This is a genomic window from Gammaproteobacteria bacterium CG11_big_fil_rev_8_21_14_0_20_46_22 (assembly GCA_002796245.1).
In the GTDB taxonomy this organism is placed as follows: domain Bacteria; phylum Pseudomonadota; class Gammaproteobacteria; order UBA12402; family UBA12402; genus 1-14-0-20-46-22.
Genome location: PCWT01000010.1, coordinates 31640 through 56734, shown reverse-complemented (window position 1 = coordinate 56734; position 25095 = coordinate 31640). Strand labels below are relative to the sequence as shown.

23 protein-coding genes are annotated in these 25095 nt (G+C 47.7%); 12 read left to right on the top strand and 11 right to left on the bottom strand.

Annotated elements, in window-relative coordinates; all coding sequences use genetic code 11:
• Positions 1-5: 5 nt before the first annotated feature.
• The gene (locus COV52_01115; GenBank protein PIR12018.1) at positions 6-170 is read right to left on the bottom strand and encodes a hypothetical protein; all 165 of its coding nucleotides are present in this window, start codon (positions 168-170) and stop codon (positions 6-8) included.
• Between the two features lie 83 nt (positions 171-253).
• Between COV52_01115 and COV52_01110 the strand changes: the two genes are divergently transcribed.
• Complete coding sequence (locus COV52_01110; GenBank protein PIR12017.1) at positions 254-967, top strand: uracil-DNA glycosylase; 714 nt, start codon at positions 254-256, stop codon at positions 965-967.
• 114 nt (positions 968-1081) lie between these two features.
• Here the strand turns inward: COV52_01110 and COV52_01105 are convergent, their stop codons facing one another.
• The 4 genes from COV52_01105 to COV52_01090 are packed head-to-tail and all read right to left on the bottom strand — an operon-like array spanning position 1082 to position 4519.
• Positions 1082-2758, bottom strand: coding sequence for a hypothetical protein (locus tag COV52_01105; GenBank protein PIR12016.1), 1677 nt, complete (start codon positions 2756-2758; stop codon positions 1082-1084).
• Between the two features lie 3 nt (positions 2759-2761).
• Positions 2762-3466: a DNA polymerase III subunit epsilon gene (locus COV52_01100; GenBank protein ID PIR12015.1), complete on the bottom strand. Its 705-nt coding sequence runs from the start codon at positions 3464-3466 to the stop codon at positions 2762-2764.
• The gene (locus COV52_01095) at positions 3463-3897 is read right to left on the bottom strand and encodes a ribonuclease HI (protein ID PIR12014.1); all 435 of its coding nucleotides are present in this window, start codon (positions 3895-3897) and stop codon (positions 3463-3465) included. The genes COV52_01100 and COV52_01095 overlap by 4 nt, the downstream gene beginning before the upstream one ends.
• Positions 3887-4519: a hypothetical protein gene (locus tag COV52_01090; protein PIR12013.1), complete on the bottom strand. Its 633-nt coding sequence runs from the start codon at positions 4517-4519 to the stop codon at positions 3887-3889. Before COV52_01090 ends, COV52_01095 begins: the two co-directional genes overlap by 11 nt.
• 85 nt (positions 4520-4604) lie before the next feature.
• Between COV52_01090 and gloB the strand changes: the two genes are divergently transcribed.
• Complete coding sequence (gene gloB / locus COV52_01085; protein ID PIR12012.1) at positions 4605-5366, top strand: hydroxyacylglutathione hydrolase; 762 nt, start codon at positions 4605-4607, stop codon at positions 5364-5366.
• 9 nt (positions 5367-5375) lie between these two features.
• Here the strand turns inward: gloB and COV52_01080 are convergent, their stop codons facing one another.
• Positions 5376-6881 carry a hypothetical protein gene (locus tag COV52_01080; GenBank protein ID PIR12011.1) on the bottom strand — a complete coding sequence of 502 codons (1506 nt, stop codon included), beginning with the start codon at positions 6879-6881 and terminating at the stop codon, positions 5376-5378.
• Between the two features lie 42 nt (positions 6882-6923).
• Here COV52_01080 and COV52_01075 point away from each other — a divergent pair, with 42 nt between their 5' ends.
• From COV52_01075 to COV52_01040, 8 genes are all read left to right on the top strand, one after another.
• The gene (locus COV52_01075; GenBank protein PIR12010.1) at positions 6924-8813 is read left to right on the top strand and encodes a lytic transglycosylase; all 1890 of its coding nucleotides are present in this window, start codon (positions 6924-6926) and stop codon (positions 8811-8813) included.
• A gap of 287 nt (positions 8814-9100) precedes the next feature.
• A complete protein-coding gene (locus COV52_01070) occupies positions 9101-9562 on the top strand; it encodes a type VI secretion system lipoprotein TssJ (protein ID PIR12009.1) in 462 nt (153 codons plus the stop codon).
• Positions 9559-10677 carry a hypothetical protein gene (locus COV52_01065; GenBank protein PIR12008.1) on the top strand — a complete coding sequence of 373 codons (1119 nt, stop codon included), beginning with the start codon at positions 9559-9561 and terminating at the stop codon, positions 10675-10677. The genes COV52_01070 and COV52_01065 overlap by 4 nt, the downstream gene beginning before the upstream one ends.
• On the top strand, positions 10665-11216 hold the full coding sequence (locus COV52_01060; protein PIR12007.1) for a hypothetical protein: 552 nt from the start codon (positions 10665-10667) through the stop codon (positions 11214-11216). The genes COV52_01065 and COV52_01060 overlap by 13 nt, the downstream gene beginning before the upstream one ends.
• Positions 11213-13222: a hypothetical protein gene (locus COV52_01055; protein PIR12006.1), complete on the top strand. Its 2010-nt coding sequence runs from the start codon at positions 11213-11215 to the stop codon at positions 13220-13222. The genes COV52_01060 and COV52_01055 overlap by 4 nt, the downstream gene beginning before the upstream one ends.
• A 79-nt stretch (positions 13223-13301) precedes the next feature.
• Positions 13302-13760 (top strand): type VI secretion system contractile sheath small subunit, encoded by a 459-nt coding sequence (locus COV52_01050; protein ID PIR12005.1) that lies wholly within the window; start codon positions 13302-13304, stop codon positions 13758-13760.
• Positions 13753-15111: a type VI secretion system contractile sheath large subunit gene (locus tag COV52_01045; GenBank protein PIR12004.1), complete on the top strand. Its 1359-nt coding sequence runs from the start codon at positions 13753-13755 to the stop codon at positions 15109-15111. The genes COV52_01050 and COV52_01045 overlap by 8 nt, the downstream gene beginning before the upstream one ends.
• Positions 15108-16436, top strand: coding sequence for a hypothetical protein (locus COV52_01040; protein ID PIR12003.1), 1329 nt, complete (start codon positions 15108-15110; stop codon positions 16434-16436). The genes COV52_01045 and COV52_01040 overlap by 4 nt, the downstream gene beginning before the upstream one ends.
• Here the strand turns inward: COV52_01040 and rimI are convergent.
• From rimI to COV52_01025, 3 genes are all read right to left on the bottom strand, one after another.
• Positions 16413-16862 (bottom strand): ribosomal-protein-alanine N-acetyltransferase, encoded by a 450-nt coding sequence (rimI, locus tag COV52_01035; GenBank protein PIR12002.1) that lies wholly within the window; start codon positions 16860-16862, stop codon positions 16413-16415. The genes COV52_01040 and rimI overlap by 24 nt on opposite strands.
• Positions 16859-17599 carry a hypothetical protein gene (locus COV52_01030; protein ID PIR12001.1) on the bottom strand — a complete coding sequence of 247 codons (741 nt, stop codon included), beginning with the start codon at positions 17597-17599 and terminating at the stop codon, positions 16859-16861. Before COV52_01030 ends, rimI begins: the two co-directional genes overlap by 4 nt.
• Positions 17600-17816: 217 nt before the next feature.
• On the bottom strand, positions 17817-19430 hold the full coding sequence (locus tag COV52_01025) for a hypothetical protein (protein PIR12000.1): 1614 nt from the start codon (positions 19428-19430) through the stop codon (positions 17817-17819).
• A 417-nt stretch (positions 19431-19847) separates the two neighbouring features.
• On the opposite strand from COV52_01025, the gene COV52_01020 reads away from it, so the two are divergent.
• Positions 19848-21251, top strand: a complete 1404-nt coding sequence (locus tag COV52_01020) for a hypothetical protein (protein PIR11999.1) — start codon at positions 19848-19850, stop codon at positions 21249-21251.
• Between the two features lie 156 nt (positions 21252-21407).
• Entirely contained in the window at positions 21408-21929 is a 522-nt protein-coding gene (locus tag COV52_01015; protein ID PIR11998.1) for a hypothetical protein, read from the top strand.
• 64 nt (positions 21930-21993) lie between these two features.
• On the opposite strand, the gene lpdA is transcribed toward COV52_01015, so the two are convergent.
• Positions 21994-23451, bottom strand: a complete 1458-nt coding sequence (gene lpdA / locus COV52_01010; protein ID PIR11997.1) for a dihydrolipoyl dehydrogenase — start codon at positions 23449-23451, stop codon at positions 21994-21996.
• Positions 23452-23526: 75 nt separating this feature from the next.
• Positions 23527-25089 carry a dihydrolipoyllysine-residue acetyltransferase gene (gene aceF, locus COV52_01005; GenBank protein PIR11996.1) on the bottom strand — a complete coding sequence of 521 codons (1563 nt, stop codon included), beginning with the start codon at positions 25087-25089 and terminating at the stop codon, positions 23527-23529.
• Positions 25090-25095: the final 6 nt, after the last annotated feature.

The following is a 25095-nucleotide window of genomic DNA, read 5'->3' as shown; positions in this document are numbered from 1 at the left end:
CCAGGCTACACTTCTCCCTTCGCTTCACTCAGCAGCATCACCGGCACACCATCGCGTATAGGGTAAGCCAGCTTATCACGAGCGCAATTTAAGGTCTGGCGGGACTCATCATACTCCAAAGGCTGAATGCAAACAGGGCAAACCAAGGTATTCAACAATGCTTTATCCATATCAAGCCTCCTCACGGCATCACAAAAATCATGAGGCTTAGAGTGTACTTGACCCGCGATAGCCGATCAACAACAATACCTGCATGAATATTTTCTTAGACGAAGTCGACAAAAGCTGGCACAGCAGCCTACACGATGCCATGCGCACCCTAGATCCCGCTTACTTAAAACACTTGGCATCTTCAAACGAATGGCTGCCCGGGCAAAACAACCTCTTCAAAGCATTTTCATTACCAAAACCCAACGTTCGCTACATACTACTGGGTGAGTCACCTTATCCGAGAGCACAATCAGCCAATGGCTATGCTTTTTGGGACAATGCTGTCGACACCTTATGGAGTGAATCCGGACTAAGCAAACCGGTGAATCGCGCAACCTCTTTGCGCAACTTGATCAAAATGCTGCTCATTGCACACCAGTATTTAAGCCCCGATGACACCAGTCAAGCTGCTATTGCCAGGATCGACAAATCCTCACTCATACAAACGCTGGCAGAGCTTTTTAATCAACTCTTAAATGATGGCTTTTTATTATTGAACGCGAGCCTGGTCTTATCTGATAGACCAAAAACTCAAGAAGCTCGCCACTGGCAGCGATTTATGCAATGCATTTTTGGATCACTTAAACCACAACAACCCGAATTGATTCTGCTCGGAAAAATTGCAGAACAAGCAGCTGCGTTTAATGAGCAGACACAATTCAAAACACACCGCTTTGAACACCCGTACAATATTAGCTTCATTCACAACAGTGAAGCTCAAGCTTTTTTTAGGCCTTTTAAACTCTTAGACGCTTAATCTAGGGCGTGTCCCTGAACTCTCGGTAGGTGCGAAAAACAAGATAATCGAGGAAAAATAGAGGAAGGTTTGAGGCGAATATTGGACATATTTAACGAAAAGCTTCCTCTATTCTTACCGATTTGGCTTGTTTTGTAGCCCAGCGATGAGTTTAGGGACACGCCCTAGGTAAATCCAAGCAATATGGTTAGCATAGACAACACGGTATGGCACCGTACTTAGCAATGATTTAAACAAATCCAGGTCACGTGAATCACACAGAATAACCGCATGATGATGCTTCAAATAACGGCTAAATGATGCCCCTTTTACTTTCAAGGGATACTCAGGGTAAGAAAAGAAAACACCCTCAGGGGAAGAAATAGCACCGGGTCCTAAATAGCCATTGAGCAATTTAAAGTGCTGGCCAGGCTGAAGCCGCCACAGCATCATATGGCCTAACAAAGTACTGTCTTCATCGAGCACTAAAAAATTGTCAGACGAATCCAGCCGCTGCGACACCGCGCTCGGCAAAAGCAAGGGATAGCGTTTAGGCTTGGTCATCCAAATAGCCTGCGGATTGGGCCATAAACACATGATCACCAAAACAAGCATCACCACACGAAAGAGAAAAGAGAACGAAGGCAATGAGAAAAAGGCGGTTAATAACGTGGATAGCGCCAAAAAGGCGAAAATCATAAACCGTGCCGGCGCAAGATACATCAAAAAAGGCATTTTATACATTATCGCCCAAGGCATATAAGTAATACGCAACCCAAAAATATGCAAACGCGGGCCAAAGGCGAGAAAAACACAGACTATTAACATGACCCAAGCAAGCTTATTCTGGCGAGTCGGTGACTCAATCAGCGCGAGCAATGCAAGCACCAATAATGGCAAGCCCATATAGCCCGCGTTTTCACTAATCACAGAGGTAAACATCTGGTGAATCGCAGGCATAAAGCCATGCCCAAGCGCCGTCATTGTCGTTGGAATCAGAAGATTAGCCAAATCCAAAGAAAAAGAGACAGGCGCATGAAAATAATACATTTTAAAAAAAACATACGACAGCACAAAAGGCGAAAGGACAAGCGCACTGAAGAAAGTGATCCACGCAGTCGTCACGACAGTTTTCCAGTAAGCCACCCTATTTTCCAAGAAAAGTGGCGAGAACAAGCCCAGAAAAAACAAGACAATGAAGCTTAAAACCACCAATTCCTTGCTGACCAAAAAAGCTAAAGTAACAATGAACACACCCGAAATCACCGCAGCAACTCGCCCAATAAGACCTCGGTAATCACGCATCAACAACCATAACAACAAAGGCGGCAAAAACAATGTGACCCAGTTAAGATGGCCATTAGCCAAGTGCACATACGCAAAAGGCGAGAAACCAAAGAGCAAACCCCCAAACCATGAAGGCCAAGCTCGACCCGAAAGCTCAAGGTTTAATAAAAATGCACTCGAGGCAGAAACCGCCAGGCCGAGCACCATCAGAATATTATAACTCAGAACCGCCGAAACCATATGGGTCAACGGTAGCGCCAACAGGCCTAGCAGTGGCACATTGGTAGTCATTAATAAATGCACGCCCTTGGGCCACCACAAAAAAGGGCAAAAGAAAGGATTGAGATGATGTGCAAAAGCATAGCTCGACCATTGCAGCATCCAAATAAACAGCAAAGGGTCTTTGCCTGAACCAAAGTATTGCTGAGTGGGATGCGCCCAAAGATGAGCACTTAAAATAAATGCTAAAAAAAGATAAGCAAGAAATGCGAGACTGAGTTTTTTAACGACAGAGAAAGCCCGCATGGATTAATGCCACAAGCTCAAATCGGCGCCATTTTTTTCCAAACGTTTCAAATACGCTTCATGCTCATCAAGTTCCTGCGCAGTAGCATTCACCACAGCAAGCTCACCGACCGTTCTTTGTTGCTGGGTGGTTGCAGCACTTTCACCACCTTGAGACTGTTTATGACCATCAGTAAACAAAGCAACTTGACCACCGGTCATCGCCAAATACACTTGCGCTAAAATTTTAGCATCCAGCAAAGCACCATGAAGTTCACGATCCGTGTTATCCACACCGTATCGCTTACACAAGGCATCCAAACTATTACGCTGCCCCGGATGCTGCTGACGCGCCAAGACTAAAGTATCGAAAATCGTACAGCACTGCGCAAGTTTAGGGTATTGCCTTGAAACACGGCCAAGCTCAAAGTCTAAAAAGCCGACGTCAAACGGCGCGTTATGTATCACCAATTCCGCACCATCGACAAAATCAAAAAACGCTTTAGCCACATCGGAAAAGACAGGCTTGTCTTGCAAAAACTCGTTCGTGATTCCATGCACTGCCAACGCTTCGGCTTCGACTTCGCGCTCAGGGTTGATGTAGTAATGAAAATGATTATTCGTTAAACGGCGGTTAATCATTTCAATGCCACCGATCTCAATCACTCGGTGGCCCTCTTTAAAACTTAAGCCCGTGGTTTCCGTATCCAAAATGATTTGTCGCGTCATCTCATTGCCTCATCAATTGCTTCATTGGCTAGCTGATCCACCAGTTCGTTTTCAGCATGGCCGCTGTGCCCTTTTACCCAGTGCCACACGATCGCATGCTGACTGGCCAAGGCATCCAAACGCTGCCATAAATCGGCATTTTTCACCGGTTTTTTCGCCGCCGTTTTCCAACCTCGCGCCTTCCACTGCACAATCCATTCGGTAATGCCTTGTCGCACGTACTGTGAATCTGTCGTTAAATCAATTTCACACGGTCGGGTCAAGGCTTCAAGTGCCGCAATTGCGGCCATGAGCTCCATACGATTATTCGTAGTATCCGCTTCATAGCCTTTTAACCGTTTTTCGTGATCACCAAAACGCAACAAGGCCCCAAAACCACCCGGCCCGGGATTACCGCGACACGCACCGTCTGTGAAAATCTCAACTTTCATCTTGCTCTCGGAATAATCGCCCTGCCATGGGTCTGACTTTCACATCCAAAGGCGGCTTCACTGTTTTAAAGTTAACTTTAAGTGGTGTCACACCGTGCACACGCTTTTCGGCAAGCAGCCAATACGCGCCTGAAAGCACTGGGCAATACCGCCCGAGGACCTCATCGAGAATATTCGACAAAGCATCGCCTAAAAACGGCAACAACTCAAAGCCTCGATAAGCATGAATCAAGTAATGCTTGGCTTTCAACGCCCGCCGCACAGCATTCGCCTCATACTGCTCCGATCGATTAAACCCAAAAAACAAACATCGCCCTGAAGGCTTGAGGCAGTGATCGACAGACAACATTAATTCACGCAAACCGCACTGCGTTTTTAAAACGTGGGGCAAAATGACCAAGTCAAAAGCATTGGCTTCAAACGGTAAGGCATCAAAACGGCAGTAAACACTGGGCCGTACACCGTCGGATTTTGTGGTACTTGCATACACACACTGAAAACCCGGCGTCTCAACAAAGCGCCAATCAGATTCATCCACCAAAACTAAGACGTGCCTCGCATTCAATTGCGACGCACAACGCAGCGCAATATTCGTTTCAATGTGAACCACACGCTTTTTCATACAAACCCTTATAAGCCCTGGATGAAGTTTGCCATAAAGCTCGGTACAATGCCACGAACAGAAAATCTTTGGGGGCGGTACGGGCATGGATATCAAAGCGATCAAAGCGTTTAAGGGCAATTATATCTGGGCGATGACCCAAGAGGGCAAAGCCGTCGTCGTGGACCCCGGAGATGCCAAGCCGGTGTTTGACTTTTTAGACTTCCATGCACTCAGTCTTCAGGCCATTCTCATCACGCACCATCACAACGATCACACAGGTGGCATTTTGGCTTTGCAAAGCGCTTTTCCGGGTATCGCCGTGTATGGGCCAAATAACCACGACATCAAAGGCATCACCCACCCCGTGCTCGAAGGCGATAGCCTTTCAGTTCTCAACAAAACGTTTAAGGTGATCGAAGTGCCTGGCCACACCTTGGATCATATCGCCTATCTGAACGCTGAGATTGTTTTTTGCGGTGATACTCTCTTCTCAGCCGGCTGCGGTCGATTGTTTGAAGGCAGTTATGAACAGTTACGAGTTTCACTGAATCGCTTGAAAGCGCTGCCCGAACACACACAACTCTACCCCACGCATGAATACACGCTGAGCAATCTAGCCTTTGCGACGTTTATTGAGCCTGAGAATAAGCTCATTCAACAGCACATCGCCCATTGCCAAGCCCTCAGAGCAAAGGACCTACCGACATTGCCCACCACGGTCGAGCTAGAAAAAAAGATTAACCCCTTTTTGCGCACAGATCAGGCGAGCGTCATTCAAAAGGCTTGCGAGCTCGGCGCAAGCTCTACCGACGCATTGGCTATTTTCACTGCATTGCGAGCGGCGAAAAACGACTACAAAAGCTAGGCAACGTCCCTAACCGTTGTGACTTCCAACTAGGGGTGGTTGCGGGGGTTGGGCCATAAGAACCACCGGTGGCGCTATCATCCTATTAAATACAGTGATTACACCTTGTGCCACCGCGGGCCCTATAGCCCGCCCCAGCAAGGCACCTAGAAAAGCAGCAGAAAAAGCTAGAAAATCGGCGTAGGCAGAATATAAGGTAATCGCAGCATGACTGACAGCACGAGCCGAATGCATCATTTTGCTCTGCGCCGGAGAGGAAAGAACGTACGTAAAGAGTAGGTTCACACATAGACTGAGAAAATATTGGCTTAAACGCATTTGTTGAAAAAAAATAAGGCTAACAGCAAGATCAAGGAGACCGACGATGAGTATCTCAAGAGCTTTGGGGAAAGAAGCCTGCTTAAATCCGGCCGCCAAACTCGATGAAAGCGCTTCTTTCGCGAAAGATGAGCCAAACAATAAGCCGGCGCCTGAAAGTCGAGCAAAATAACTCGGTGGCGCATCACAGGTGCTAGTGAGCATCAGCCGCTCTTGAGCAGTCATGGGGCGAGCAGGCTCAGCCTCAGTATAATCAGCTGCATCAGTCACCACACCACCAAGCAAAGCACCACAGTAGCGAACACTGTTCAGGTCAATATCCCGAGACTCTTCAAGACCTAAACACCGTGCAGATTCAAATATGATGCGCCCCTCATTGAAGGGCGCACCACTTTTTGAACAGATTGGATCATTCAACACCCGCGTATAAAGTCGTTCAACCACCCGCTTACAGGCCTCGCGATGCTTCTCAAATAACACAGGGTTTTTGTTTGCGCCAGGAGAGTATAAGCTCAAACTCACGTGCCTCGCTAAAGCTGTCGCCTCCGTGCTGTTAGTTGGCAGAAGTGCATGAACACAATCCTGTGCTGAACCAGGCAAAGGTGTTTTGTTGTACTCTAAAAAAGGCAAAGCTGCAGCAGGTACTTCGCTAAAGTCAGGTGTTGTCTCGCAAGGGTGGACACTCGCAACGATTGGGCGCTGAGGTTCGAATGACGCCAACCCGATACGCCGATTAAGTTGTTCAAGCCTGCTCACATCTAGGGGGTAATGAGCCGCACACTCAACTAGCGAGCGACGTGCATTGTAATCGTCTAATCGCCCCAAAAAAGTCTCCAAGCCGAGTGCCAAATGCGTATTTTCTCTTAGTCGAGACCGATAGTAAGCCTTCGCCATTGCTTGTTGAAGCCAGCTCAAAAACAGCGGTCTAAACTCTGGTTTTTCTGCCAGGATGTCGAGCCAAGGAGTCCGCCAAACCCGGCCAAATCGATTTAAGAAGTACCGATGCAGATTGTCGTTATCAATGGCTGGCTTACGCTCTAATAATGTAACCACAAATTCAGCAAATCGCTGGGAACGCTGAGCTAATTGATCACACAGGCTAAAGAAAACCTCTGCTCTCTTGTACTCCCACCCTGAAAGAGAAGGAAGCAGTGCCGCTTTTACAGACGATAAAAGCGCTTGAGCACCTTGAGACATATTCACACTCACACGACTATTTTTCGAATAAACTACAGGAGAATGCTTAAGGCTTTCTTACTAAGAAAACCCGAACACGTGCTGCCTAACCACCCACATCGATTCTCATCTGTTTTCGTTGCCCAACGGCTTATTCTCATGCAGAATAGCCCTTTTGTAGCGATTTCTGACCGACTTATGACATGGACAAAATGGCTTAGTACAGCCATCCTCACATTCGCACTCTGCCTGATGCTAGGCGGCTGCGCGGCCGGTTACAGCGATAGCTACACCTCAGGCTTTGGCACGCCAACACACCTAAAACAGTACAAAGACGCCGATAATTTATGGACGGTACTCGGCGATAGCTTTGATTTACCCGATGAATCCAGCAGCAATGCCGCAGTGGCTTGGCAAATCAAGTGGTTCATGAAGAACCCGAAATATGTTCAAAAAATGGCCGAAAGTGCGGCGCCCTACTTATATTACATTTTCCAACAAGTGAAGAAGCGCCACCTTCCAGCCGAGCTTGCCCTCTTACCGATGGTCGAAAGCGCGTATGACCCTTATGCCACCAACTACGGCAGTGGTGCTGCGGGCTTATGGCAAATGATGCCAGGCACCGCCTCCGGCTTTGGCTTACGACTCGATTGGTGGTATGACGGCCGGCGCGACGTCGTCGCTTCAACCAATGCCGCACTGAATTATTTCGTTTACCTCGGCAAATTCTTCAATGGTGATTGGCTACTGGCGATTGCAGCTTATGACTCAGGTGAAGGCACGGTAGAAGATGCCATTAAGCGCAACGCGCGCGCCGGCAAACCCACCGAGTTCTGGTATCTATCCCTGCCTTACGAAACTGAAACCTACGTGCCGAAGCTTTTGGCCTTAGCCACCATCATCTCTCACCCTGATGAATACCCGATCCAATTGCCGGTGGTGAAAAACGCACCTTATCTAGCCAAAGTGAACATCGGCACACAAATCGATCTTTCGCGCGCTGCGAGCATGGCAGGTTTAAGCCTGGATCAGCTGTCAGAACTCAACCCAGGCTACAATCGCTGGGCTACGGACCCCAGCGGCCCGCATGTATTATTTTTACCGATCACGCACGTGGATCGCTTCAAACGAGAGCTTGCGAAGCTACCTGTAAAAGACCGTGTCAGTTGGAATCGCGCCTTGGTTCGCCATGGCGACACGCTGGATTCCTTTGCCAAGCGCTACCACACCTCTGTCACACTGATTCGGCAAGTGAACCATCTGCACAATAACAGTATTTACCCAGGTCAAGCGCTATTTATCCCCACCGGCAGTGACCGCTTAAGCAAGCTCGTCCTGCACAATGAACATTTGTTTAACGAAAGCCACACGCGTGTGCGTGTCATGAACATCACACGCCATACCGTTAAAAAAGGCGAAACACTTTGGACCATCGCAAAACATTACCATGTGTCTGTGCGTCAAATTAAATTCTGGAACAGCCTGCGCTCAGACTATGTAGCCCCAGGCACATCACTGATCATCTGGCCACCTCACAATAAAAAGCACCCAACCTATTGGGCACCGACGTATCATCACTACCGTGTGAAATCGGGAGACACCGTATGGGACATCGCCGTGAAATATCACATCAACCCTGATGTGCTCGTTAAGCTTAACCACATTCAACACAACTTCATCAAGCCTGGCATGGACATTAAAGTCCCCATGCAACATGAGTATATCGCGTTTTCTGCTCACATCGACGCACATCACAGTGACAGCAAGCCTCACAAAAAGGTCACAAGTTCCACGCGCAAACTCACCATCTATCATGTTCAGTCCGGCGATTATCTCGATAAAATCGCGAAAAAATTCGGCATGAACAGCAAAACACTAATGTTGCTCAACGGCCTAACTCGCAAAAGCGTTCTGCACAAAGGCCAAGCCTTGCGGGTTTACGCAGCGCATTAACCCTCGCAACCGTTTTATCCAGCCTGGGTTGAGCGTAGCGATAATCCCGGCTACATTTTATGGCTAATGTCATTGCGAGCGAACGCCAGTGAGCGCGGCAATCTTTTGAAGTAACCTGGAGATTGCCGCGTCGCTACGCTCCTCGCAAAGACGGTTGCTACACATCCCCGAGAAATTCAACACAAGCCTAGGTTTATATTCCACATACTCAAAGACGCTTGACAGACACAAAGTGGCTATGATTGAATAACCCCATCTTTTATTCCCCTTTTACGTTGGTAAGACACATGCGAGTCCTTTGTCTCGTTACACTGTGTGCGTTTTTGTGCGCCTGTAGTTTATGGCCCAAGAGCGCACCTCAACTAAACATACAGATCACAGCCGCAAGCTATTTAAACCCTACTGCCGGCCAAGCAAAGCCTCTGCGCATCAGCTTTTATCAATTAAAAAGCGGCTTTAGCTTTATGAACGAAAGCTATGGCTCACTCATACAAAGCAATACACTCGGCGATGCACTACTGGATAAAACCACCATAGAAATACGCCCCGGTCAAACACGAAACCTCACCTTAAAGCTACAAAGCAATACGCTTTATCTTGGCGTCATCGGTCATTACGCTCGCATCAATCATGCAGACTGGCGAAAACTTTCGAGCATTAACACAGCCTCACCGCCCACCCTATTTATCAACGCTAATACAGACAGTCTAAGCATCAAAAAAACCCACCACTTCTGGAGTCGCCTATGAACACCGCACCCCCTTTATGGCTTGAAGGCATGCTCATCAAGCCACAACACTTTCAGCAACTGACTCGCCACCACACACGACAAACGCAAAGCCAGCTTGAGTCGTATTACTGGGGTATTGAAACACTGAACGTGAACGAAGCCGCTTTGCGCGAAGGGCTACTCATCATAGAGCGCATCAGTGGCTGGTTTAAAGATGGCAGCTACTTCGATACGCAAGACAATGCCACACTGCCGAAGCCATTTTCTTTACAGCCTAGCGCAAAACAAACCCTCTACATCCATAAAAGCAAGGCATTACAGGCCTATCGCCGTCTAATTAAAAATGATTTAGACAGCGCTGACGAACATGAAATTTCACTGGGTCTCATCGAGCTACAACTTTCAAACGAGAGCTCAGACAATAGCTTTAAGTTAATGGAGATTATTAATGATCAAGGCTTCTTTATTAACACGCAGTACTGCCCACCCTGCATAAGACTGCACAAAGCCATCACCTCTCTCGCACTTAAGCCACCACCAAAACCTCAAGAAACGCCCAATGCCATTAAACAGACCCAGCAGCAACTCGCACTGAGCTTTTTTTATAAAGACAAGGAGCAACTGGATTTATTACTTGAACACGCAAACTCACACCCTTTTGAGTACTATCGCCTGCTACGTAGCAGCGCATCAAGCCTGGCAGCGCTTGCCAATATCCCCATTCAAAAAAACCTGTACGATCATGAAGAAATTCTTGAAAGCCTGAAGGCTTACATCCAAGCGATCAACCACAGCATGCATACTTTAATGCGCGACGAGAAAAGCTGGCTTTTTCAGCGACAAAACGCGCAATACTTTGACGTCACCTTAAGCGATTACGATAAAGAAGCGGTTTTTTACCTACGCATCAACGAAGAAACCAAGCATGATCCACTTAAACACGCAAAGCTTGAGGAAAAAAGTCGGCTCAAAGAATGCGTGCACTACGGCTTGCCGGGTATTGAGCTGATTAGCAGCACAATGCTTGGCAAGTATCAGTTTTATTTAGACACAGAGCAAGCAACCACCACGCTCACACTCTATTTTCCACAGAAACCCCCAGAAGATTGGAGTATCACTGTATGGCAAGACTAAAAGATGCCGATATCTATTGCGAAACAGTGAGGTGGCTTGAGCAACTTGGCAACGATGGCACGATCAACATCAACGATGTGCGAGCCTGGCTAGAAACATGCAGAGCCATAGATAAAGACAGCCATGCCATACTCTGCGCAGGATTTGACGAGCTTTTACAAACTCAAGGGCATAGCAACCCCCACTTTTCACTCGGTTTTCATCAAGACCACAACCCTGGCCTAAGCTTAGCAGGTCTTTACTATAAACGGTTTCAACTCAGTCGGCTGGCACGCTTGTGTCTAGCCTTATTTATTGAAGCCGGTATACAAGGTCCTTTAACGAGGCTCAAGCTAAACCAGGAACAAGCTCACCACGTGTTACTTCCCGATGAAACGCGTGAGACCACCTTAAAACAGGCCAAGCCTCACCGTTTTGCAGCACTGTGTTTTATCATCGTGCTGACAGCATGGTTAAGCATCGCTGCCTTATCTGCAGTAAGCTCACCAGGTCTCAACCACACGCTCAAACAGCTCACACAACAAGCGAAAATTCTATGATCTCTTTGATACGTCGACTCATCACACACAGCTACCGACTTTGCAAGCGACTAGGCTCAGGCATTATAAAGCGAGTAAAGTTACACACGCGCAAACTCTCACTGCCGATGATCGCTCGTTCTGAAATACTCTACTACAACAATACTGGCGAACTTAAACGTAAACTTCACACACTCTTTTACTTACACGCCAGCAAGAAGCGGGTTATTGAATCACTAAAACATCTGGATGATATCGTCGAAACATCGTGCCTGCCAACCCGCGGCTTGATTACACTTAACCCAAAGCCTAAAACTCAACCACACCGACAATACCTAAAAGAATGGCTAAAGCAAAAAGAGCCTCAGCTGTATCAATTGTGCTTAAGCATGCTTGTGCTGCTTGCTCTAGGCGCTGGAGTTGTAAGTTTGGCAAACAACATCAAGTCAAACCATCAAGCTGAAGCATCGCTAAAAACGCTGCTGATCGCCGATTGGGACGATAAGCAACAACCGATCACATGGCTTCAAAAAATCACCCCCACACTCGTAAAACTAAAGCAAGATAATGAAGACTGGGAATCCTTTGCCGTACTTAGCCGCTTACGAACGCTTAAAAACACACAAACTTTAATCGATACTCTCTACAAAAAAAGCGCTGCTTCACTCATCAAACAGGCGTTTAAGACAAGCTTCCAACAAAGAAAGCCTAGCTATAGCGACTTACTAGCCTACCTTTATTTCAATCAAGCCAGCGGAGTCACACAGGCGAGATTTCGCTACAACCTAGCGCGCTTTGTTCAGCGCTATTACCCACAAGCCCCAAGCCTTTCAGCCTTGGTGATTAACACCACACAGCCAAACCACGAAGGCCAAATCCACTCGCACTGGGTATCGAGCGTGCTATCACGCACCCTAACGCTAGATGACGTTTATAGCAGCAGTTTAAATAGCCTGCCTGACACTGAAAAATATAGCGCTAAAGCTTACTACGTTTGGCAAAGTGAGCTTCAAAGCAATCTTGAAATTGCCCAAGCCTTGAGTGGGCAACACTATTCGATCGATAACATGAAAAAATATTGGGAAGAGCAAGCCGTTGATTATTGGCCAAAGCGTTTTCAACAATCACACGGTCTAGCCTTAATGAATCCCATACGTGACTGCTTGAGCTTGTACACACTCCACAAACCGGACATTAACCTCAAGCTATCAAGCCTTTTTTTATTTCTGTACCAACAAGAAGCAAGGCTTGCCGATGCCCAACACAAAACACAGCAAGATAGAGCAAACCCTTGCTTTCTCGTACACAAAACGCTCTCAGAGCAAAGCGGCCCCTTTATCAAGCTCGCCTCACTCTCGAAAAAAGCGCCTTTTCCAGTGAATCAGTTTATTCAAAAAACCACGTTTAACCGCTGGCAAGCGATCAGCCTCGCTTGCCTTAAGCAGCACCAATTAAGCTGGGAAAAACTTCAAACAAGCCTGCAAAGCCTGAGAAAACAGTACTACCCGTTTAAACCCAGCAAAAACGACTTGCCCAACACAAAACTTAAGGCACTGATACAACACTTTTTGCGATTCAAAAATAAGCTAAAGCTTCCAGCAAAAACCCATGGCTCATTCTATTTTCAACCACCTGATGATCATTTTTTGACGCTTGATAAGCTCGCGCAAAGCCTATGGAATACCAAAACCCCAAGCATTCAGATCACAGGTATCGACCTCAGCAACCAAATAAAAACGATGGCCATCGCCTTTGATCAGCACCGCCTACACTATAGCTTCGGCCCATTTTCAAACCAAACCTTTCCGCTTCACGTCAAAAACGTCAGCCTTTCCCTCACACGTTTTGATCAACACGATATCAGCTTGAATTACACAGGTGATCAAAGCATCATTCGCTTATTTTCACACGGAAAAATGACACAACACAACACTAGCTGCACCTGGCAATATGCCGGCATTAAGCTTAACTTCACCGGCATTCGACACTGCAAATGGCTTCAAGATTTTTCCTGGAAAAACAGGTAGGTGATTAACTTTACAGTTATAAAAAATGTCGATAGATTGAACCCTTCTTTTATTCCCACTAAAAACCACTGGAGGAGCGATGAGCACATCTCTATCGCGTGTACATATCACGTACGATGTCGAAACTGACAACGGCATCATCAAACAAGAACTGCCCTTTGTCGCAGGTGTTATGGGCGATTTTTCTGGCCACACCGTCGTTGACGATATCAGCGAGCGTGAGTTTATTGAGGTGAACGAAGACTCGCTCAATGACTACATGCAACATTTAAAGCCTTCATTGAATGTATCCATTCCACACCCCCTGTCTGATCAGGCCTCGCCATTAGATATTCAGCTTCAATTTCGGCAACTCTCAGACTTCGAACCTGAGGCAATTATCAAACAAGTGCCTGAACTAAAGAAGTTACATGCCCTCAAACAAAAGATACAAAGCCTGCTTGACACCGCCGCACGCTCTTCCAAAGACGAGCAAAAACTGAGTAAGATACTCGCACATTGCCAAGCTTTGAGCGCACAGGAGAAAAAAGATGATTGAAGCCAAGGCCACACAAATTCTACTGGAACAAACCCTCAACACACTCAGCAGCAAACAACACGCACTAAGCCACACTCACATCGCCTCCTTTTCCGGCTTAGAAGCCGCTCTGAGTAAAATCAACGCCTTAATCAACACCACCGTGAATGACATTTTGCACCATGACGACTTTCAATCCCTTGAGGCGAATTACCGTGGTGTTCAGCGTCTATTCATCAACGAAGGCCAACCAACGAGCATTCGCATTAAACTATTCAATATCAGCAAAAAAGCATTATCCAAAGAAGCTGCTCGATCGGTGAGTCTTGAGCGCTCCACACTGTATAAAAAAGTCTACACTGCAGGCTTTGATCACGCTGGCGCGCACCCCTTTAACGTGTTGATCGGCGCCTATGCCTTTGACCACCAAACCCCTGACATACAGAGCCTGCATTATTTAGGCCAGCTTGCCGAAAAAGCCTTTGCACCTTTCATTGCCTGTGCCAAACCCAGCTTACTGGGTCTAGAGGATTGGCGCAGCTTAAACGAGCTCAACCACATCAGCCCGATTTTTAACGGGCCTGAGCACTCAGCCTGGCAGGGTCTACGTGAGCAACGTTACGCGCGCTTTATCACTTTAACACTACCCCGAGTGATCGCACGCCCTCAATATACTGCAGAAACTCAAGGCATCGATGAAACCATCGAGAATGATCAAGATATTTGCTGGATGAATGCCAGCTTTCACTTAGCTGAATGCATGATACGTGCGCACCAGCGCTTTGGCTGGACCACAGCCATTCGCGGTCGAGAAGGTGGCGGTAAAATTGATAGACTTCCCATCATTCCACGCAAACAAGGCGAAGCCTTTTGCCCAGCTGAAGTTGGCCTATCCGACGAACAAGAGGCTGAGCTTAGTCACGCAGGCCTCCTACCCTTTTGCCATTACAAGCACACCGACTACGGGGTATTTTTCGGCGCACAAACGCTATACAAACCCGCACTCTACAACACCGAAGAAGCCTCTGCGAACGAGCGCATTGCCGCAAGGCTGCCGTATGTTTTGGCGACTTCTCGCATTGCGCATTACCTTAAAATCATGGCCCGCGATAAAATCGGCAGTTTTATGGAAGCCTCGGATTGTGAAATCTGGCTAAACCAGTGGTTACTAAACTATGTGAATGCGAACGCAGGTGTAAAGCAACGACTGAAATCGAAATTTCCCTTAGCTGAAGCTCGTGTGAATATTGTGGAAGACAAAAGCAACCCGGGGCGTTTCCAAGCGGTGGCTTGGCTCAGACCCTGGCTGCAACTCGAACAATTGAGCGCCTCACTACGTTTAGTGGCAGACATTCCAAACGGTTCACGATGAGCTTATCACTTGAGCACGCCGGTCAACACTTTTATGCTGAGCATTTTACATTTCAGGGGTATCAAACGCTCAATCATGGCTTTAGCTTTACACTGGTGCTTTCGATTCCCACTCAGCATTTTCAAGCACACCAGCCGATCAGCATCAAGCACAAGCATCAAAGCTGTTCGCTGACAGGCTTTGTGCGCGATGTGATGATACAGCCAGAGCGCCGAACACTCTGCACCCAATTAATCATCACACCCGCTTTAATGCTCGAGCCAAACACACTGTATCGCCAAATCATCGAGGCCAGCACCTTACAACAAGCCTTAAGTCTCGTCGCACCCAAAGAAGCCGACCAAATCACGCAAGGCGATCTGCGCGATAATTTTCACACGCAAATCGACATAAACCCTCTAGCATTTTTTCAACGCATCACTCAAAAAAGCGGCTATCACTTTTTTTATACGCATACGGATAATCGCCCCACTCTCAACGCGAAAAAGCAAAGCGATCACTGGCCCACACAGAACCTCAGCCTGACACCCACAGGCTGCCAATTGGCTTTAAAACAAGCCCGAAATAAACACACCCCCTCTCCCTGCCCACAAGGGATAAGACACACTGAAAAATATTATTTCTCAAGCTTTGACCTTCGTGCGCACCCCGGGCTTTGCTTTACACATGAGCAAAAAACACTTGTGATCACCCACATCCATTACCAAAGCCTAGACACACTCGGCATTAAAACCGAGATCACCGCCTGCCCGCTAAACGATTTGCAGCACGGAGAAACACAAGCCAGCACCTTATCACAAGCCACACTCGGAAAAATTGTTGCGGTACATCACAATACCGTGGAGATGATCTTTGAATGGGATACCCGCAAAACTCGCCGACCCGTACCCATCGCCATGCCAGTGAGCGGCCATCAACAAGGATTTTATAGCCAGCCAGCAGCTAACCGCATTGGCATCGTCAATTGCCTACACAATGACCCTGACCAACCCTATCTGATCGGTTGCATTGACGAAGAAAGCCAGGCACTTAAAGAACAAGCTTGCTTTAAACTTTGCAACGCAGACGCCAGTAACACACTGAAGCTCACAGAGGACACCTTGCTAATAGCCTCCACACACAACATCAACACACAAACTCAAACCTATACACTTGAAGCCGAAAACAACTTAACGATAAACACTCAAAGCGCGCTGGCTTTAAACGGCAAAACGATCACACTGATCGCTGATGAAGAAATTGATGTCAACATCGCCGGCACTCGATTACACATCACACCGAATAAGATCAATTTTAAGAGTTCAAGCATTGAGTTCAAGACGTAACACTTTCGCATCCAAAGCACCCTTTGCGGTGTGATAATAGTTTTTTCTCACGCCCTGCTCAATAAAGCCCAAGCTGTGGTACAAAGCGAGTGCCGGCGCATTACTCACCACGACTTCCAGAAACATGCGCTGAATACCTTTCTGAGAGCAACGCTTCAACATCTCGGTAAACAATTTTTTCGCTAAGCCCTGCCCTTGATAATCAGGATGAACCGCTATCGTCAAAAGTTCAGCTTCATCCAATACCTCACGCCAAATACAGTACGCAAGCACAGCCTGCCCTTCACAGAGTAATAGAAAACAGTCTTGAGCAAATGAAGATTCAAATTTCGCCAGTGACCACGGCGTAATTTGCACCTTTGCATCAATGGCCACACAAGCTTGAATCTGCGCTGCAGTTGGCACGGCATCAACAAACGTCATCATCGCCCCACACCCAATCGATCAATGCTGGGCAACTTCAAGGCCGGACGCAAAAGATCAACACCTGCACTCAAACCCAAGACATTAAACTCTAAGCCCTCAGCCAAGCCCAGATGAAAGCCCAAAAGACCAAACAGCGAAAATTGAATGCCGGTATTACTCGGGCTTTGAGCATAAAGCCTACCGTTTTCCAAATAATCTTTACCGATTGCCGTGGCAGGCAGCGCTGCACTGAGCTCAGGCACACGGCGTAGCACATACGCTACAAAGGTATTGCTATTTGGCCCAGGCCAAGTTCGATAGGTATTTTTATAAGGGTAGCTTCCAACGGCTTGCTCAATCTTATAAATAGCGGCTGTGGCGTTTTCACCGCCAATTTGCTCAACAATGAAGGGCTTATGACCAAACCAGCGACGATCCGGCATCCCACGAGTGACCGATAAGGCCGGCTGATGGCGATAGAGGTTCCAGCCAATGACCTGATAAATCGTATACTCAGTGGCATTTTGAGGCTTGACCGCAATCCACAAATGCACAGCAAACAAGCCACGCCAATGATAGGCACGTGCGGCATACACTTGCACCAAGGCAGCCGGGTGATCTTGTGGCAGCGGTGCGATATTCACACGGCTTCGATCGGCACGCTGCCAATGCGTGCTCAAGTCCACCTGGCCTGTGAGTAAAACCCACAGCGGCCCGAAAAACAAAACAATGACAATACCGTAAAAAACCCATTTCATAGCGCAAGCCTTGCGCAGAAGCGACGGGCTGTCAAGCGGTTAGAAACTTAAGGAAAGTAGCAACCGTCTTTGCGAGGAGCGAAGCGACGAAGCAATCTCAAGATTAATGGACCAGATTACCGCGCTCACTAGCGCTCGCTCGCAATAACATTAGCTGGTAGCCTGGATTGATCCGCCGTCGCACTGTAAGTGCTGTGGCGAGAGATAATCCCGGTTTTTATTTTCCGGACTTAAAAGCCGCTGTGACTCTCTGCGCATAGCTATCGTTCATATTTAACTCGCGGTTATCACTAACAAGCTTTTTAGCCAGTGTTTTTGACCTAAAAATACTGGGGCCTTCAATCAAATTCGATCGCTTAGCGCCGCGTGATTTTTCAAACGCAGTTTGATAAATCGCTTTAAATAGTTCTGTATTATCAGGCGTTGCATTCCAGCGATGAGATCTAGCCAATTCGTACGCACGCTGAGTACGACTACCGTTTTTTTGACTATGCTCTCGCACTAAACGTAATTGTTCAGTAAACGATTGACCTTCAAGCGTTTTCAACCAATTTGTCTTAGGGCCTTTTTGTGCTTCTTGTAGGGCGCTATAAATGGTTTTAAAGGCTTTAAGAAGCAATGCATCATCAATAAACTGAGTGAATGTTTTGTAGTGACACTCAGCAACATAAACGATGTGTAAAGGTCTAGCATTATGATCCACATGGTCAAGCACGAAAGGATTGTCTGCAAAGCGTTTTACCTGAGCCCAGTCCTGCAGAGCTGAAGCGAAACTATTATCAATCGTTAGCGCAATACCTCGCTCGTTTAAGGCATTACCGGCAATACTCACCTGAAAATGAATTTGATCATCGAAAGCCTTTTGAAGCAAACGCTGATACTCAGGAAAACGCGACAAGTCAATCTGAGCAGCCTCATACTCTTGTGGCGTCGATACCGCACACCACCAACGCGAAAGCTCTTCTCGCTGTTCAGGCGCAAGCGTCTCAACACTCAAAGCTTGCGGGTCAAACGCCAAGCCTGTCTCAGGGTTCATGTGTTTTATGGCCGCTCGTTGAACATCGTAACCGTAAAGACAGCCGTCAACCGCGCAAGCGCCTTGCTTCTCCGTGCCGGTAAAATTAGCAGGCGTCGCACTGGTGGCAATATTCTGAGGGCGCCTATCCTCAGAAAGCATACAGGCATTAAAGTCACCTATCACAATCGGTAGGTTCCGATCTGGCGCAGGCCTATCCACATCCAGCAAGCGCTGAATATTAGCCTCATGGGCTTTTGAGTAACGTGAGTACTCGGCATGAACATTATTCAGCTGAACATGCCAGTCACTACCATTTGCCTGAAACAGGCTCGACATACCCGCACCCTTCCAAATTGAGCAATCGGCTTGATCCACAGGGGCAAACTCAGCTTTCTTATAAAAAACAACACAGGCACCCTGATCGACCTTTTTGCCATCAGATTCATAACATGCCCACTCGTCTCCAAGCTCAGCGGCAATTTTTCTAAAGAGCTCACCGTCCGCCATGATCTCTTGCAAGGCCACAAACGAAACCGGCTGCTGCCCAACCATTTTCCTAAGCGCCGAGGCTATTCTTTGATGGCGGGCGTCAGTTTGCTCAACGGTTTCACCATATCGAGCGCCAGGGCTTTTAAAAGCAGACATCCCATGAGCAGCATCAGACTCCAACACATTCCAAGAAATGATATTCAAAGGCTTATTCGTAAAGTTGGTCGGGACTTGAGCCATGACGGGCACATGATCAGAAAAGACATCGTCATAGTTGTTTACAGCTTGTTCTGATGAAGGCAAAGCGGGATGATAGTTTGTCATAGTAGATAACCTTGTTTTTGTTAAAGTTGTCCTATTTTAATACAACATCAAAAAGTCAAACACCGTAAAAAATACGGAAAAACAATCCAAGGCTACTAGCAAAAGTAGCAACCGTCTTTGCGAGGAGCGAAGCGACGAAGCAATCTCAAGATTAATGGACCAGATTACCGCGCTCACTGGCGTTCGCTCGCAATGGCATTAGCGACAAAATGTAGCCTGCGTTGAGCCTCGTCGAAGCGGCAGCGAAGACAGGCGTTAACCCGGGGAAATAAAAACCCGGGTTATCGCTTCGCTCAACGCAGGCTAGATTACGACTTGCTACGTGCCAGAGCACATCCAAACTTGCTTTTGATCCCTACCCTGGTACTATTTTTCGTCGCCAAACAACGCGCCAAAATAGGACAAAAAAGGGTCAACATGGAAAACTTACGCATCGGGATTATCGGCAATATTGGCGCAGGCAAGTCCACTTTCGTCAACAACCTCAAATCGCCCGCTTTGAGCAAGATTTTGCTGAGCTCGTTTCCGACTCTGGATGGTGATGAAGAAATCCACACCTACCAAGAAGAATTCGATCACATCGTGCTCGATGCTTTTTATAAGGACCCTGCACACAACGCCTTCATGGCCCAAATCGAGTTTCTAAACGGGCGTCTCAAGCGCCAAGCCAAGATCGACCAGGCCCGCGGCATTGTGCTGGAAGACCGCACGATTTTTGAAGATTTCCACGTCTTTGGTAAAGCGCAAAAAGTTATCGGCCACATGACCGAAGAAGAGTTTCGCGCGTATCAGCGCAGCTATAATCTGCTCACCGAACACATCGATCAACCCGATTTTGTGATCTACCTACGCGCGGATGTGGACAGCTTGTTAGAGCGGATCGCCAAGCGGGGTCGCGATAGCGAAAAGCTGATCAGCCGCGAGTACTTAAGCCTCTTAAATGACTTGTACGAGAACTTTGTGCGCAAGCACATCACCTGCCCTGTGATGATCATCGACACGAACCGTGAAGACCGTCTTTTAGAGCGCATGGAAGAAGTGGCTAACCAAATTGTTGATAAAATCAAAGCGCTGAATTTGCGCATCACCACCCCCGGTATCCAAGAATGGGTAAAGCTGCCAGAGACCACAGCCGCCATTCGCGCCGTGGAAGCTGAGCGCCAGCTTGAAGAATATCTCAAAAAACACCCGAGCTTGATCACGGTTGCGGGCAATGTGGGCCTCGGTAAATCCACGGTCACCACGCTCATGCACCAGAGCTTGCGCATCAATGCCTTGTACGAAGACCCGGAAAAAAACCCGCTGCTAGGCAAGTTTTTACATGACAAAAAGCGCTATTGCTATGACCTACAGCGTCACTTTTTAAAGCTCCGCACGGAACACCGCCGCATCGGTAAAGCCGGCGATAGAAGCTACGTGAAAGACCGAAGCCTGGCCGAAGACGTCTTAGTCTTTTGCCAGCTCTTTTACCAAGATGGCTACCTCACCGCCGATGAGCTCGACCTACTAAGCACCGAGTTTTACGCGAAAAATAAAGAACTGCCCTCGTCTGACTTGCTAATTGTGCTACAAGGCAGTGCCGAACAAGCCTGGCAGCGTATCCAACAGCGTGCCCGTGAAATGGAGATGAACGGCGGCTGGACCTTCCGTGAAATTTTAGCCTTGAGCAAACTCTACAAAACCTACCCCGAAGACGTGTGCAAATGCGGCTACCACGACAAACCAGTGCTAAAAATCAACACACAACGCCTGGATTTAACTAACCGCGTGCACATGGGGTATCTGTTCGAGCAAATCCACGAAGCACTGCAATCGTCATAAAACCAAAAGGTTTCCATTTTATCATCTTTAAAAAACCATAAGGATAAAAAATGGCCGGCGCCGATACCTTCTCAACTCCGCGTTCCAGATAATCGATGCGCTGGCTTTTTTGGGTGCACCACAAGCAGCAGCTCACGCTGGAAAAAACTCAGCACCATGGAAAAAGCCTTAATTATCGGCGCCTTGCTTGTACTACTGTCTGAGATTATCGCGGTGGCGGCTCCACAAACATTATGCTTTATAATTGAACAAAAAAATGATAGAATCGGTGGCTCTTACATTATAAAACCAATAAGGAATTTTATGAAAAAATCAGTATTCAATTTTATAAACTTATGCGTATTTGCTACCGTAACTTTGCCATTGGCAGCGCTTGCCTGCTCACCCGGTCAATATGGCTTTTCAGTACAAGGCTCTTCAAAACACGACCAGCCATTCTACGTAAATGCCTACGCCCAGAGCTCTAAAGGCACATATAATAAAACGAATGAAGTTGATAAGAACCAATCTCAAGAATTTTGCTGGGACGAAAATGATGGAGCAGCTAATGTCACTAAATCCATTACGTTAGCTGACGGCACAACTAAAAAATACAAGTACAACTTCGCCGTACCAAACAACGGCGCAGCTTATAAAACGATTTACATCGACTCAAGCAACTGGACTCAATCGTCTTAAACCGAGCACGAAGCAATCAATAAAAAACCCGGCATCAGCCGGGTTTTTTATTTTAACGAGTCAATTATTTCTTTTTCTTCTTCGGAATTAAATCCGTGATCGAACCTGTGAACATTTCCGTGGCCAAGCCCACCGACTCTGACAATGTTGGGTGTGGATGAATGGTCAGCGCAATGTCTTCAGCATCACAACCCATTTCAATCGCGAGCGCAGCCTCTGCCACCAACTCACCGGCATTCGGGCCAACCATGGCCGCACCGATGATGCGATTGTTTTTATCGAACAAGACCTTGGTCAACCCCTCTTCGCGACCTTGACTAAGCGAGCGACCGCTGGCGATCCAAGGAAACACGCCCACACCGTATTCAATGCCTTTTTCTTTGGCTTCGCGCTCAGTCACACCCACCCACGCAAGCTCTGGGTCTGTGTAGGCCACGGATGGAATGCAACGCGGATCAAAGAAATGCTTCTCACCGGCAATCACTTCGGCCGCCACATGCGCTTCGTGCACGGCTTTATGCGCCAGCATCGGCTGACCCACGATGTCACCGATAGCAAAGATATGATTCACATTCGTGCGCAGTTGCTTATCGACCGCGATAAAACCACGCTCGTCCACATTCACACCGGCTTTATCGGCGGCAATTTCTTTACCGTTAGGAATACGACCCACCGCCACCAAGACTTGATCAAATTTCTGGGCTTTATCCGGTGCATTTTTGCCTTCGAAGGTCACATAAATCCCGTCTTTTTTCGCTTCCACTTTCGTGACTTTCGTTTCAAGCATAATGTCTTTGCACTTCTGGCTCATGACTTTATGCAAAGGCTTAACCATATCCGCATCGGCACTGCCTGCAATTTGTGGCATAAACTCAACGATCGACACTTCGGCACCCAAAGTCGAATACACGGTCGCCATTTCCAAACCGATAATACCACCACCAATCACCAACAAGCTGCCTTTGATGTCGTTGAGCTCTAAAGCGCCCGTGGAATCAAAAATACGGCTGTCTTCAGGGATAAACGGCAGTTTTACCGGGCGAGAACCTGCGGCAATAATACACTGCTCAAACGTCACTTCCGTTTTGTTGCCTTCGTGATCTTCTGCAACGATCGTATTGGGGCCTGTGAATTTACCGTAACCTTTCACCCACTCCACTTTGCGCATTTTCGCCATGGCAGCCAAACCACCCGTGAGCTTGCCAATGACGGACTCTTTGTAGGCGACTAATTTCTTAGGCTCAATTTTAGGCTTGCCAAAGCTGATGCCATGCTCAGCCATATGGTTGGCTTCATCCAACACTTTCGCTGCATGCAATAAGGTTTTTGATGGGATACAACCCACATTTAAACACACACCACCCAGGGTGTCATGAAACTCGATCAACGCCACTTTTTTGCCTAAGTCAGCTGCGCGAAACGCTGCCGAGTAACCGCCAGGGCCACTGCCTAATACCACCACTTCTGTTTTGACTGTCTTCACTGTTTTTCTCCTGTTATAGGGATGATTCTCGTGTGTCATTGCGAGGAAGGTGTAACTCGACGCGGCAATCTTCCTGTTCATTCCTGAGATTACTTCGCTGCACTCGCAATGACGTTATAATAAAACTCTACGCATATCTTCCAAGGCTTGCGCCAAATATACCACAAAGCGTGCGGCATCCGCACCGTCAATCACGCGGTGATCATACGATAAACTCAGCGGCAACATCAATCGTGGTTTAAACTCGCCGTCGATAAATTTAGGTTTAATGTCAGATTTCGACACACCCAAAATCGCGACTTCTGGCGCATTCACAATCGGTGTAAAAGCCGTGCCACCAATGCCACCCAAGCTTGAAATCGAAAAACAGCCGCCCTGCATATCAGCCGGCGTTAACTTGCCATCGCGCGCCTTTTTCGAAAACTCCGCCAGCTCTTTAGCCAACTCAACAAAGCCTTTTTGATCCACATCACGAATCACGGGCACGACCAAACCATTAGGCGTATCGACCGCCACACCGATGTGGAAGTACTTTTTCAATACCAAGTTTTCACCGCTAGCATCGAGTGAGGCATTAAATTGCGGATACGCTTTCAACGCGGCCACCACGGCTTTCATAATAAACACTAGCGGCGTGAGTTTTGCACCTTGCTTTTCGGCCACGGCTTTATTCGCCTGACGAAACGCTTCTAAATCGGTGATATCCGCTTCGTCAAACTGTGTCACATGCGGGATGGTGACCCAGTTGCGGTGCAAGAATTTGCCGGATAGCTTTTTAATGCGCGATAGTGCTTGGGTTTCCACCTCACCGAATTTTGCAAAATCCACCACCGGGGCTTCGGCCAAGCTCAAGCCAGCGCCACCACCTGAGGTCATTCGTTGTTTAGCAAAGCCTGTTAAATCCTCGCGTAAAATACGGCCTTTGGGACCGGTGCCCGAAACACTCGCCAAGTTCACACCGAGCTCGTTGGCCAATCGACGCACGCCAGGGCCTGCGTACACATTACCTTGATTCAATGAAGCCGACGCGGGTGCTTCGGCTTTTTCCGCCGGCTTTTCTTGAGCCGCCGGTACCGCTTGCGCTTTATCTTCTTTAGGTTTCCCAGTCTGGTCGGCCGGGGCACCGCTCATCTGGCCGATCACTTGGCCCGTTTTCACTTTATCGCCCACTTTTATACTGATGGCTTGAATCTCGCCATCGCGCGGTGCCGGTACGTCCATCGTGGCTTTATCGCTTTCCAATGTCAGCAACGCCGCTTCGGCTTTCACGCTGTCGCCGGCTTTGACATGCACTTCAATCACTTCAACCGCATCATCCGTGCCCAAATCAGGCAAGGTAATATCTGATGCCGTTTCGCTTTGAGTGCTGGCTTTTTCAGGCGCGGCTTTTTTCTCAGCCGGCTTATCTTCAGATTTTTTAGCTTCATCTACCTCGCCTTCAGCATCCATCGTCATAATCAAGCTGCCTTCCGAAACCTTGTCACCCACTTTGATCTTGATGTCTTTAATCACACCGGCTTTGGGTGCGGGCACATCCATCGTGGCTTTATCGCTTTCTAACGTTAGCAGCGAATCTTCGGCTTTCACCGCATCGCCGGATTTAACCAAAACCTCAATCACCTCAACGTTTTCAGAACCGCCGATATCTGGCACTTTTACTTCAAACACTTGACTCATACTCTC

Coding starts and splice junctions, on each gene's coding strand:
- COV52_01115 (PIR12018.1), bottom strand. CDS start 170: ATGGATAAAGCATTGTTGAATACCTTGGTTTGCCCTGTTTGCATTCAG.
- COV52_01110 (PIR12017.1), top strand. CDS start 254: ATGAATATTTTCTTAGACGAAGTCGACAAAAGCTGGCACAGCAGCCTA.
- COV52_01105 (PIR12016.1), bottom strand. CDS start 2,758: ATGCGGGCTTTCTCTGTCGTTAAAAAACTCAGTCTCGCATTTCTTGCT.
- COV52_01100 (PIR12015.1), bottom strand. CDS start 3,466: ATGACGCGACAAATCATTTTGGATACGGAAACCACGGGCTTAAGTTTT.
- COV52_01095 (PIR12014.1), bottom strand. CDS start 3,897: ATGAAAGTTGAGATTTTCACAGACGGTGCGTGTCGCGGTAATCCCGGG.
- COV52_01090 (PIR12013.1), bottom strand. CDS start 4,519: ATGAAAAAGCGTGTGGTTCACATTGAAACGAATATTGCGCTGCGTTGT.
- gloB (PIR12012.1), top strand. CDS start 4,605: ATGGATATCAAAGCGATCAAAGCGTTTAAGGGCAATTATATCTGGGCG.
- COV52_01080 (PIR12011.1), bottom strand. CDS start 6,881: ATGTCTCAAGGTGCTCAAGCGCTTTTATCGTCTGTAAAAGCGGCACTG.
- COV52_01075 (PIR12010.1), top strand. CDS start 6,924: ATGCTTAAGGCTTTCTTACTAAGAAAACCCGAACACGTGCTGCCTAAC.
- COV52_01070 (PIR12009.1), top strand. CDS start 9,101: ATGCGAGTCCTTTGTCTCGTTACACTGTGTGCGTTTTTGTGCGCCTGT.
- COV52_01065 (PIR12008.1), top strand. CDS start 9,559: ATGAACACCGCACCCCCTTTATGGCTTGAAGGCATGCTCATCAAGCCA.
- COV52_01060 (PIR12007.1), top strand. CDS start 10,665: ATGGCAAGACTAAAAGATGCCGATATCTATTGCGAAACAGTGAGGTGG.
- COV52_01055 (PIR12006.1), top strand. CDS start 11,213: ATGATCTCTTTGATACGTCGACTCATCACACACAGCTACCGACTTTGC.
- COV52_01050 (PIR12005.1), top strand. CDS start 13,302: ATGAGCACATCTCTATCGCGTGTACATATCACGTACGATGTCGAAACT.
- COV52_01045 (PIR12004.1), top strand. CDS start 13,753: ATGATTGAAGCCAAGGCCACACAAATTCTACTGGAACAAACCCTCAAC.
- COV52_01040 (PIR12003.1), top strand. CDS start 15,108: ATGAGCTTATCACTTGAGCACGCCGGTCAACACTTTTATGCTGAGCAT.
- rimI (PIR12002.1), bottom strand. CDS start 16,862: ATGATGACGTTTGTTGATGCCGTGCCAACTGCAGCGCAGATTCAAGCT.
- COV52_01030 (PIR12001.1), bottom strand. CDS start 17,599: ATGAAATGGGTTTTTTACGGTATTGTCATTGTTTTGTTTTTCGGGCCG.
- COV52_01025 (PIR12000.1), bottom strand. CDS start 19,430: ATGACAAACTATCATCCCGCTTTGCCTTCATCAGAACAAGCTGTAAAC.
- COV52_01020 (PIR11999.1), top strand. CDS start 19,848: ATGGAAAACTTACGCATCGGGATTATCGGCAATATTGGCGCAGGCAAG.
- COV52_01015 (PIR11998.1), top strand. CDS start 21,408: ATGGAAAAAGCCTTAATTATCGGCGCCTTGCTTGTACTACTGTCTGAG.
- lpdA (PIR11997.1), bottom strand. CDS start 23,451: ATGACACACGAGAATCATCCCTATAACAGGAGAAAAACAGTGAAGACA.
- aceF (PIR11996.1), bottom strand. CDS start 25,089: ATGAGTCAAGTGTTTGAAGTAAAAGTGCCAGATATCGGCGGTTCTGAA.